The organism is Enterobacter cloacae complex sp. GF14B (genome assembly GCF_004136805.1).
Lineage (GTDB): Bacteria > Pseudomonadota > Gammaproteobacteria > Enterobacterales > Enterobacteriaceae > Enterobacter > Enterobacter hormaechei_C.
Window position 1 is genome coordinate 17309 of record NZ_QFRV01000060.1, and the last position, 10761, is coordinate 28069.

12 protein-coding genes and 1 pseudogene are annotated in these 10761 nt (G+C 46.3%); 7 read left to right on the forward strand and 6 right to left on the reverse strand.

Annotated features, from left to right (window positions below; genetic code table 11):
• The first annotated feature begins 219 nt into the window (after window positions 1-219).
• The 3 genes from DD606_RS17785 (at window position 220) to DD606_RS17795 (ending at window position 3103) form a co-directional block, all read left to right on the forward strand.
• Entirely contained in the window at window positions 220-1140 is a 921-nt protein-coding gene (locus DD606_RS17785) for a LysR family transcriptional regulator (RefSeq protein WP_022650586.1), read from the forward strand.
• A gap of 128 nt (window positions 1141-1268) precedes the next feature.
• Window positions 1269-2492: a phosphoadenosine phosphosulfate reductase gene (locus DD606_RS17790; protein WP_023324302.1), complete on the forward strand. Its 1224-nt coding sequence runs from the start codon at window positions 1269-1271 to the stop codon at window positions 2490-2492.
• Window positions 2477-3103, forward strand: coding sequence for a ParB/RepB/Spo0J family partition protein (locus tag DD606_RS17795; RefSeq protein ID WP_022650584.1), 627 nt, complete (start codon window positions 2477-2479; stop codon window positions 3101-3103). The genes DD606_RS17790 and DD606_RS17795 overlap by 16 nt, the downstream gene beginning before the upstream one ends.
• Here DD606_RS17795 and DD606_RS17800 read toward each other — a convergent pair whose 3' ends face one another.
• Entirely contained in the window at window positions 3104-4264 is a 1161-nt protein-coding gene (locus tag DD606_RS17800) for a pyridoxal phosphate-dependent aminotransferase (RefSeq protein ID WP_003858773.1), read from the reverse strand.
• Between the two features lie 122 nt (window positions 4265-4386).
• Between DD606_RS17800 and DD606_RS17805 the strand changes: the two genes are divergently transcribed.
• Genes DD606_RS17805 through DD606_RS17815 form a run of 3 tightly spaced genes read left to right on the forward strand, consistent with a single transcriptional unit; the run spans window position 4387 to window position 6226 of the window.
• On the forward strand, window positions 4387-5001 hold the full coding sequence (locus tag DD606_RS17805) for a methylthioribulose 1-phosphate dehydratase (RefSeq protein ID WP_022650583.1): 615 nt from the start codon (window positions 4387-4389) through the stop codon (window positions 4999-5001).
• On the forward strand, window positions 4998-5687 hold the full coding sequence (mtnC, locus tag DD606_RS17810) for an acireductone synthase (protein ID WP_006809660.1): 690 nt from the start codon (window positions 4998-5000) through the stop codon (window positions 5685-5687). The genes DD606_RS17805 and mtnC overlap by 4 nt, the downstream gene beginning before the upstream one ends.
• Window positions 5684-6226 carry an acireductone dioxygenase gene (locus tag DD606_RS17815; protein WP_063855148.1) on the forward strand — a complete coding sequence of 181 codons (543 nt, stop codon included), beginning with the start codon at window positions 5684-5686 and terminating at the stop codon, window positions 6224-6226. The genes mtnC and DD606_RS17815 overlap by 4 nt, the downstream gene beginning before the upstream one ends.
• Window positions 6227-6296: 70 nt before the next feature.
• Here DD606_RS17815 and DD606_RS17820 read toward each other — a convergent pair whose 3' ends face one another.
• Genes DD606_RS17820 through DD606_RS17830 form a run of 3 tightly spaced genes read right to left on the reverse strand, consistent with a single transcriptional unit; the run spans window position 6297 to window position 9629 of the window.
• Entirely contained in the window at window positions 6297-7697 is a 1401-nt protein-coding gene (locus DD606_RS17820) for a hypothetical protein (protein WP_129258938.1), read from the reverse strand.
• A complete protein-coding gene (locus tag DD606_RS17825) occupies window positions 7687-9330 on the reverse strand; it encodes a VPA1262 family N-terminal domain-containing protein (protein WP_080471893.1) in 1644 nt (547 codons plus the stop codon). Before DD606_RS17825 ends, DD606_RS17820 begins: the two co-directional genes overlap by 11 nt.
• Window positions 9331-9380: 50 nt before the next feature.
• The gene (locus DD606_RS17830; RefSeq protein WP_063855146.1) at window positions 9381-9629 is read right to left on the reverse strand and encodes a helix-turn-helix domain-containing protein; all 249 of its coding nucleotides are present in this window, start codon (window positions 9627-9629) and stop codon (window positions 9381-9383) included.
• 106 nt (window positions 9630-9735) lie between these two features.
• On the opposite strand from DD606_RS17830, the gene DD606_RS17835 reads away from it, so the two are divergent.
• Window positions 9736-10008 carry a helix-turn-helix transcriptional regulator gene (locus DD606_RS17835; RefSeq protein ID WP_129258940.1) on the forward strand — a complete coding sequence of 91 codons (273 nt, stop codon included), beginning with the start codon at window positions 9736-9738 and terminating at the stop codon, window positions 10006-10008.
• Window positions 10009-10044: 36 nt separating this feature from the next.
• Here DD606_RS17835 and DD606_RS17840 read toward each other — a convergent pair whose 3' ends face one another.
• Both DD606_RS17840 and DD606_RS17845 read right to left on the reverse strand, forming a co-directional pair.
• A complete protein-coding gene (locus DD606_RS17840; protein ID WP_058663238.1) occupies window positions 10045-10524 on the reverse strand; it encodes an SRPBCC family protein in 480 nt (159 codons plus the stop codon).
• A gap of 42 nt (window positions 10525-10566) precedes the next feature.
• A pseudogene (locus DD606_RS17845) lies at window positions 10567-10761 on the reverse strand (S-methyl-5-thioribose-1-phosphate isomerase); the annotation flags it as partial.

Here is a 10761-nt window from a genome sequence, read left to right on the forward strand (position 1 = left end):
AACACCACTTTTCATTCAAATAATTCAATCAAACTTTAAAGATAAAATTATCTTAATTAGTCTTGAAGTTATGTTTCAATAATCCAAAGCCGTGATATATTAAGATCACTTAAATTTTAAATTAAGCGAGTTATTCACACGGATTGTAAAGGGTAACTTCCCTCTGTCGTACTCCAGGATGGGATAACGACAGCAAACTCAACTCACTCAGGACGAAACATGGCAAACCTCTACGACCTAAAAAAATTCGATCTCAATCTGTTAGTCATCTTCGAATGCATTTACCAACATCTCAGTATCAGTAGGGCTGCCGAGACGCTTTATATCACGCCATCCGCCGTCAGCCAGTCGCTGCAACGCCTGCGCGGTCAGCTTAATGACCCCCTGTTTATCCGTTCAGGGAAGGGAATTACGCCAACCACAGTAGGTACCAACCTGCATCATCATCTGGAAAAAAATCTCAATCAGCTTGAGCAGACGATCAACATGATGCATCACTCGGACATCAAAAAAAAGTTCGTTATCTATTGCTCTCAAATGGTGTCTCCTGGTTCGATGCTCGAACCGTTGAAGCTTTTAATATCTGAAGAGAATTATGAGATAGAGCAAAGAGACATGCTCATTTCCTCCGAATCAGCGGAAGATTTGTTGGCCTATCGTAAGGCCGATCTCATCTTCTCTATCGCACCTATCCACAATCGCTCTGTGGTCTGCACCCACTTCACCACGGTGCCGATAGCCTTAATCTGTAGAGCAGACCACCCAAGGCTCGCTGACGCAGTCACGCTGGAAGTGCTATACCAGGAGAAATTCACTTTTTACCAGAGTGCTCATCCGGGTGTAAAAGAGTTTCAGAGTCGCGCAAATGACGCGTTTCCGGAAAGAAATATTGCTTTTCGTACGGACTCCCTTAGCTCTCTCATCTCCATGGTCTGTTCATCTGATCTGTTAGGCTTCATCCCCGTGTCGATCTATGAAACATATAAAGAACCGTTGAAATTAAAAAGGCTTGAGCCACCGTTTGAGCTGCCTGAATTAAAGATCTATATGCTCTACAGCCGTTCATCACTGAATAGCACTGTTTTTTCAACATTCATTGAAAAAATGCATAAGCTCTGCGTTTCTCCGCCGTCTGCGTAAAATACATTTGCATGGTGAATGCAAATAAGGCAACCCGAAGAAAATGCCCCCGTGAAATTAAGGACAAATAATTCCATAATATCGTTTTGTTTTTTTCCAGACATTTAACACGCAGGACGCGATTAATCATGTCGATCTATAAAATCCCTTTACAGGAAAATGTTTTAGACGCTTCTGCGGAACGCATAGACTGGACGCTTAACAATTTCTCCAGGGTCTGCGTTTCCTTTTCCGGTGGAAAAGATTCTACCGTGATGCTGCATCTCGTTGCCCAGAAAGCACGGCAATTAAAGCGAAAAATAGATGTCATCTTTCTGGACTGGGAAGCGCAATTCTCCTCAACCATTCAGCATGTTGACACGATGAGAACGCTGTATCGGGATGTTATCCATCAGTTCTGGTGGGTAGCGCTTCCGCTCACGACCCAGAACGCCCTGTCACAGTTTCAACCTGAATGGCAGTGCTGGGAACCCGGGACAAACTGGGTTCGCCAGCCACCGGAAGATGCCATTACCGATTATCACTATTTCGATTTTTATCAGCAGGGAATGACGTTTGAAGCCTTCGTGCGCGAGTTTGCCGAATGGTATGCACAAAGACGTCCTGCCGCCGTCATGGTGGGGATCCGCGCCGATGAATCTTACAACCGCTTTCTGGCTATCGCGTCGGCGCGTAAGCAGCGCTTTTCTGACGATAAACCCTGGACGACCGTCGCCCCGGGTGGGCACGCCTGGTATATCTACCCCTTGTACGACTGGAAAACCGCCGACATCTGGACGTGGTTCGCGAAATCAAAATGTTGCTATAACCCGTTATACGACCTGATGTACAAGGCGGGGGTGCCGCCGCGTTATATGCGCATCTGCGAACCGTTTGGCCCGGAACAGCGTCAGGGCTTGTGGCTCTATCATGTCATTGAACCCGAACGCTGGGCGGCGATGTGTGAACGCGCCTGCGGCGTGCGAAGCGGAGGTATTTATGCCGGGCACGATAACCATTTTTATGGCCACCGGAAGATCCTGAAACCAGACCATCTCGGCTGGCGCGAATACGCCATGCTGTTACTCGACAGCATGCCGCAAAATACGGCGGAACATTACCGCAACAAAATCGCGGTTTATCTCCACTGGTATCAAAAGCGAGGCATGAACGATATTCCCGACACGCAGGAGGGTGACATTGGTGCAAAAGATATCCCTTCCTGGCGACGCATTTGTAAGGTTTTACTCAACAATGACTATTGGTGCCGGGCACTTTCGTTTAGCCCAAATAAGCCTAAACACTATCAGCGCTACAGCGACAGAGTGAAAGCAAAACGCAAGGAATGGGGGATTTTATGCAACAACGAATAATCACCGAAATGGAAACGTACCTTCAGGCACTTTCAGAAGAAGAGCGAATAGCCGCTATTAATGCGTTTCGTCAGGCATTACATGAAATCAGCCCTTTTCGCGATCAGCCCGTCGATTGCGTATTGTGGATAAAAAAGACAAACATCACCGCTAACGATTACAACCCAAATAACGTCGCGCCGCCGGAAAAGCGGCTGCTCAGCAAGTCACTGGAGCTGGATGGATTCACACAACCTATCGTTGTGACGGAAAATGCGCCACAGCACTACGAAATTGTCGATGGTTTTCACCGTCATGATATCGGCAGTAACCGGGCGATCCTGAAGCGCCAGCTTAAAGGTTACCTCCCTGTTACCTGCCTGCGTAAAGCGCGCCAGGAAAAGTTCGATCGCATGGCGGCAACAATTCGTCACAACCGCGCGCGTGGACGCCACCAGATCAACGCCATGTCAGAAATCGTGCGAGAACTGGTGCTTATGGGCTGGAGTGAGCAGAAAATTGGCCAGGAGTTAGGTATGGACAGCGATGAAGTGCTGCGTCTGAAGCAGATCAACGGTCTGCTCGAACTCTTCGCAGACCGTCGTTTTTCAGAAGCCTGGACGGTGAAATAGTCAGAGCGTCGCCAGACGCTCTGCCGCAGCGAGCAGCGTCGATTCCTGCTTCGCAAAGCAAAGACGAATCAGCTTATGCGGGAAGGGATCGGCGCAGAACACCGACAGCGGAATGGCCGCCACTCCCACCTCTTTCGTCAACAACTGGCAGAAACTCACGTCGTCCAGATCGGAAATCGCGCTGTAGTCGGCCAGCAGGAAATAGGTTCCTTCAGACGGCAAAATTTCCAGGCGGCTTTTGCTCAGCGCCGCCACAAACAGATCCCGACGTTCACGATAGAAGTGCGGCAGCTCGCGGTAATGTCCGGGTTCCGCACGCAGCATATCCGCCAGCGCCAGCTGAGCCGGTGTGTTCACGGCAAACGTCAGGTACTGATGCACTTTGCGCAGCTCAGCGCTAATGGCCGCCGGGGCCACGCAGTACCCTACCTTCCAGCCGGTCATATGGTAGGTTTTCCCAAATGACGATACCGCGATTGCACGCTCGCGAAGTTGCGGATGCGCCAGCACGCTGGCATGCCCCACTTCGGCGAAGCAGATATGCTCATACACCTCGTCGCTCAGAACATATATTTCACGTTCGGCGATGGCCTGCCACAGCGCAGCAAAATCGGCTTTTTGCCACACCGTCGCCGACGGATTATGCGGAGTATTCAGGATCACCAGACGGGTTTTGTCACTCAGCAGCGCAGCAAATGCCTGCCAGTCAGGGCGAAAATGCGGTGGCTGGAGCGCCACGCGCTTCACCACGCCGCCGGCCAGTTCAATCGCCGGGGCGTAGCTATCGTAGCTCGGGTCAAAACAAATCACCTCATCACCCGTACGCACCAGGGCGGTTATCGCCGCATACAGCGCTTCGGTCGCCCCTGCCGTCACCGTGATATCGCTGTTCGCGTCAGGCTTATGGCCGTATAACTCCGCCGTTTTATCCGCAATGGCTTCACGCAACGTCTGCACGCCGGTCATCGGCGCATACTGGTTGGCTCCCTGCGCAACGTGGTACGCCAGACGCTCCTGCAAATATTTCGGCCCATCAAAATCCGGGAAACCTTGTGAGAGGTTAATGGCGTTGTGCTGCTGCGCCAGGGCGCTCATCTGCGTAAAAATCGTCGTGCCGAGATTGGGAAGTTTACTCTGCGGGATCAACGGGTTATTGCTCATTGTAGTGTGCCTGCCTGTAATACTTATGTTGCTGACACTATAACACGATGTTAGTCTTTGGCAATCAAGACGCTTAGACGTCTAAATGATATAAATATTCCTGGCCGAGAGGGTAAAAGGAAATGACAGACAACCTGCAACTCACACACCTGGTCGAGGCCTGCCGCTGGATTGGCGCTAAAGGCTGGGCGCCCGCTACCGGCGGCAATATGTCCGTGCGTCAGGATGAACACCTGTGCTGGCTGAGCGAATCCGGAAAAGATAAAGGTAGCCTGACCACCGCCGATTTTCTACAGGTTGAAATCGCCACCAACCGTGCGCCGTCTGGCCGTAAACCGTCGGCAGAGACCGGGCTGCATACCCTCATCTATCGCCTGTTCCCCGAAGCTAACGCTGTCCTGCACGTTCACACCGTCAATGCCACGGTGCTGTCGCGGCTGGTGAACGAGGCCGAGCTGAAGATCACCGGTTTCGAGATGCAAAAATCCCTTACCGGGCAGACCACGCATCGGGATACGGTGGCCATCCCGGTGTTTGATAACGACCAGGACATCGACGCCCTCGCCTCGCGCATCGCCCATTACGCGCAGGAACGCCCGCTTAATTATGGTTTTCTTCTGCGCGGCCATGGCTTAACCTGCTGGGGACGCGACGTGGCCGAAGCCCGCCGTCATCTGGAAGGTTTAGAATTCTTATTTGAATGCGAAATGCGTTTACGACAATGGGAGAGAGTATGATTCGCGCGATTGTGACGGATATTGAAGGGACCACCAGCGATATCCGTTTTGTCCATGATGTTTTGTTCCCCTACGCGCGTGAGCGGCTGGCGGCCTTCGTGACCGCGCAGCAGTACGCCGAGCCGGTCAAATCGATTCTGGACAACCTGCGCGATGAAATCAGCGCTCCGCATGCCAGCGTCAGCGATCTCATCAACGTGCTGTTTACCTTTATGGATGAAGACCGCAAATCGACAGCGCTCAAAGCCCTGCAAGGCATCATCTGGCAGGACGGTTACGTCAACGGTGACTTTACCGGACACCTCTATCCTGATGTACTGCCCGCGCTGGAAAAGTGGAAGGCACAAGGGATTGATCTCTATGTTTATTCCTCTGGCTCCGTCGCCGCGCAGAAACTGTTATTTGGCTACAGCGACGAAGGTGATATTACTCACTTATTCAGCGGCTATTTTGATACCCACATTGGCGCCAAGCGCGAGGTGCAGTCTTATCAAAATATTGCGGCGCAAACGGGCATTGCCCCGTCGCAGATCCTGTTTCTGTCGGATATTCATCAGGAGCTGGACGCGGCTGAACAGGCGGGTTTTCGCACCCTGCAACTGATTCGCGGTGAAGATGACGGCGCAAGCCATCACCATCAGATTCACCAGTTTGACGAGATTAATCCGGAGCAGATCCCTTCATGAGCGCATTGACCATTTATTCCGATAAAGACGCCAGTCAGCACCAGTGGCACAGCACCGACGCCGCCGAGATTGCCCAACAGCTCAACGCAAAAGGCGTGCGGTTTGAACGCTGGGCTGCGGATCGCGATTTAGGGCACGATCCCGCGCCTGAAGCCGTGATCGCGGCGTATCAGCATGCGATCGACAAGCTGGTGGCAGAGAAAGGTTACCAGAGCTGGGATGTGATCAGCCTGCGCGCCGACAATCCGCAGAAAGAGGCGCTGCGCGCGAAGTTCCTGAACGAACACACCCACGGCGAAGACGAAGTACGTTTTTTCGTGGAAGGGGCGGGATTATTCTGCCTGCACATCGGCGATGAGGTGTATCAGGTGCTGTGCGAGAAAAACGACCTGATTTCCGTGCCGGCGGGCACGCCGCACTGGTTTGATATGGGATCAGAGCCGAACTTTACGGCGATTCGTATTTTCGATAACCCGGAGGGATGGGTGGCGCAGTTTACTGATAGTAACATCTCCCAAAAGTATCCTACGCTGAGTTAATAAAGATAAGAGGTCTATTCTAAACGACCTCATATCTTTTCAACCACACCATAAGCTCCATTTAATTTATTCACCCCTTAAGTGTACTAAATATATATTCATTTTCTTGAAAGCAAATAGGCATATACGTTCTACCAAGCATTGCTATTGGCAGATGAACATCGTATGCTATATTTTCCGCATGTGAAACGGGCTGTAAAACACATAATTTCGTGTACCAAAAAGATGTCATCGCAGATGATGTACTATACCATCGTGAAGAAAACCCCTTCATCTCGTTAATAATATCTAACATTATTGCCTCCCTTTCCTCTTTTGTACAACACTCTAAGTAATACATTGTTATAGCATAGTCAATATCGCAAACCTTTATTTCATTAAGGAATTCAGCCTTTAATTCTTTTATCTGAAACCACTCTCTCCATAATTCATAGGCTATCTTCCACGTTGACATTCTAAACGACTGCTCTGCATATAATGAAAACTCAGACATACACTCAGAAACAGCCTTTCGGCCTCCATTATCAGAATTAAGTTCATAAAGATGTAACGATATCGAATTAAAATATAGCGTCATTAACCCCTCAGACTTTATAGAAGCCAAGGCTTTTCCTAAAGGTTGTTGTAAAGTCGGATACCTAGAGGGAAATGTATTAAATATCTTCATAAAATGCCCTGAGAGTTCTAAATTAACAAAAACATTCAAAAGCAATTCACTAATACGATCTTTATTAATTTTTTCCTTCCTGATTCTATTAAATGGAAAGATAGAAGCAATCGTATAAAAATTGATGCATGCAGAATTTGTTGAAATTGCCAAATCCAGAGCTTTATCCTCCCCCAAATAATCAAAAACCCCCCATAACACTGGGACATCCCTATGTCTATTTAAAGCATCAATCAACATTTCACGGCAATTATAATAAAGAAAATCAACAGAACTTTTAATGTAATGATTTAGAAATAATTTGTAAACATCAGCCTCGCGATGAAATTCATTGTAAATTGAATACCAATCATTTTTTTTAACGATATCATTTATGTAATTCTTTTTTTTAGTGTTATGGAAATCAGTATCACAACAATAATCAATAGAATTAATTGATGAAGATATCATTTCTATCGACGTTGAATAAAATATCTTTGGGTCACTGTGCAAACGATTATTACTCCAAAAAACATCAGAACCTATAGTTATATCGATAATATAGTAAATTGCAATAACTTCAAATTTATCATTTATATGCCCATTGAAGATAATACATTCAATCCATTTCAAAAAAAACAATGCATCGTTGGAATATACAGTGCATCCAGTTCTATTCGTAAAGATAAATTCTGACAATCCATCCACACTTTCTGCACGTAACAATAAATGCTCAATGCGATTACAATCTTCTTTTACAGCACGAATAACTTCCGAAAAATACAATGCCAATTGTTCTTCTACTAATTTAGTATCATTTGTCATATGTACTCCAAACTAAGCAATCAGGATGTTGTATAACACCCCACAAATCCTCAAATGCATCTGCTATCAGTTGCGCATCACTTACTTTTTGTAAAATATGATGTTCTCTACCCACACTATTTATCGAAGTACCGATTGACCAAGCCATTGGTTCATTTTCGGTATAAGGAAAAATTAAAAATCGATCATGAAAGTTCCACCCTTTGTTACCGTAGGGCTTCCTAACTTCAATATTTAATCCTAACAATGTTTGTGGTGGGAGTGTTGCCAAGCGTCCAAATGAATCAAAAATATACTCTTCCATACTTCCATCGTCTTCAGCATTGGAAACCTTTGCATCAACAGCTACTTTTGAAATGTACTTTGAGGAAGTTATCGCTCTCATTTTCGATTTCAAACATGTATTGTAGAATAATGTCTCCAATAAATCATCGCCATTAAGATACGGATCCCACAAACAAACACCATTTTCTCCAAATTTGTTTATCAAAAAACGGATATCACTTAAAGCACGGGTTCGTTCACTTTCTCTATATTTACCCTTTGCGTTATATTGGACAAAATATTTTTCATGTAAGAGTTGCTCTCGTTCGCTACGATAAATACGAATCGAAGACCATTTTTTAACATCACTATCTCTTTCTCCAATCATGCTATTTTGTGGTCTATAAACTTGTATTTCATCAAAACCTCCACTTTTTAAAGGAATAATTCTTGAACTGCCATTAATTGCTCTCATATTCAATGCAATTCTTTTAATAAATGACGAAGGTCTAACTGCATAAAGAAGAACTTTATGAAAAGGATCCCATATTGTCATTTCGTAAGGACTGCCATACTGACTTGGGAAGATCATTTCATTTTGCTCAGCACTAAGCACCGTGGAGTAAAATGAATCAATATTTGAATCACGATCCATTCTCCTAAAAGTAATATACACATCTCTTTTTTTAGCAGAGGGATGCCAAACAAGTTTGCAATGTAAATTTTCATTATCTGGATATGTACGGACTTTCGCGCGAATAATATTTACTGGAATTTGTATTAATACACTGCCTAATTTATCAGAAGCTGATGCAATGCTAAACGGAATCAACTTACTCACTTTTGAAGATAATTCTTGAAGAACTGGAGGATTATCTAAAAGGAAGTGAAGTTCATTTTTTTCTTCATTTTCTAATTCAATCAATAACGAACCACCAAAAAAATTATTTTTTAACAGTTTATTTATTACATTAGAATCGTAACTATCTGCTGGGATGAATTTATATGGATTAATTTTATAGTGACAAGCGGGCAATGTATCTTCACAACTTAGCCATGTTCTATCATATATTAATTTTTTAATAAGCAATAAAATAGTTTCAAGCGTGATATAATATTTTTTAATTCCAAAATACCAACTCTTTAAAGAGGATACTTTTAAATCATCTTTCCCATTCAAATAGCTTATCTTTTCAAACTCAGGATTAGTGACATTTTCATAAACGAGATGCGTTAAAACATTTATTACTTCGCGGCTTTTTTTATTTAATGCAAATAATTCAGTAACTTCTATACAATTATAAAAACCTAATACCCCCTCCGTAGTTAATCTATCCATATCAAATATTAGATCATTTAGCTCATCCATACTTTTGCCTCATATATTTTCTCTACAAATAACTAAAAGTAATGCTTATTTTATTGCTTCCATGACTTCATGAGAACCATATCACGTATTACCTTTTCAGTATCTAACCCAACCAAACTTGCTAAATGCACAAACTCCACCACATCTAACCTGCGTTCACCGCTTTCCACTTTAGCGATAAACGACTGCGGTTTGCCCAGCGCTTCCGCAAGCTGTGCCTGAGTAATCCCCTTCTCCTTACGAGCTTTCTTCAACGCATTGATAACACGCTGGTATTCTTCTGAATAGACTGAGGCCATTGTTCCGATTCCATACAAATATCCTGAAATCGAATATCCTCTCATTGCGTTTTTATCCCAAAACAGGATAATTAAGCGCGTAACAAACACATGTAAGGAGGACACAATGCGTCATCAGAACTGGCATCCTGCCGATATCATCGCCGCACTAAAGAAACATGGAACAAGCCTGGCATCTCTATCCCGAAAAGCTGGACTTTCATCATCCACACTGGCCAACGCGCTTACGCGCCCATGGCCTAAAGGTGAATTGCTTATCGCGCAGGCGCTAGACATTCCGCCCGATGTGATATGGCCGGAAAGATACTTTGATGAAAAGGGAGAGCCAATATTTCGTCAGATGAGGAATACTAAAAAAGAAAATCTATCTTCGACTTGATCAATGAATTCTCCCCCCTCACCCCAACCCTCTCCCTCAAGGGAGAGGGGGTCGAACAGACTTCACATACCCCACCAGCTGATCCAGCACAATCCCCCACCCTTCGTGAAATCCCATCTGTTCATGCTGCTCGCGGATTTCCTTCGTGGGGTGGCGCGCTATCGCCGTATAGCGGGTTTTGCCCTCCCCGGCGTCTTCCAGGAGCAAAATTGCCGTCATAAACGGCTTCTCGGCCGGCTTCCAGCCTTCGGTATAGCCGTCGGTAAAGACCAGCTTTTTCCCCGGATCGATTTCAAGGAATACGCCCCGGTTATCCATCCGCTGCCCGTCCACCTCAAACACGGTATTGAACCGCCCGCCCACGCGCAGGTCGAGGTCGCATTCGGTCACCTTATGGGGAGCAGGAATGAAGAAGTTTTTGATGTGCTCTGGCGTAGTCCAGCAGAGCCACAGCAGATCGCGCGGTGCGTCCACCACGCGCTCCAGTTTTAAGTCTGTTTCAGGATCGAGCGTCACGATGTTGTCCTCTCAGGGGAACCCCTTAAAGGATAGCCCCACTCAGGCAAATTTCCCTTCCGCCACCTCTTGCGGCGTGACCACGCCCGTATCCAGCACCCAGCCGCTAATCAGCGAGGCGGGGGTGACGTCAAACGCCGGGTTATAGACCTGCGCGTTTTGCGGCGCCCACTCCACCGCGCCAAAGCTCCCCGCCACGCCCGTCACTTCGCTGGCCGCACGCTGCTCAATCGGGAT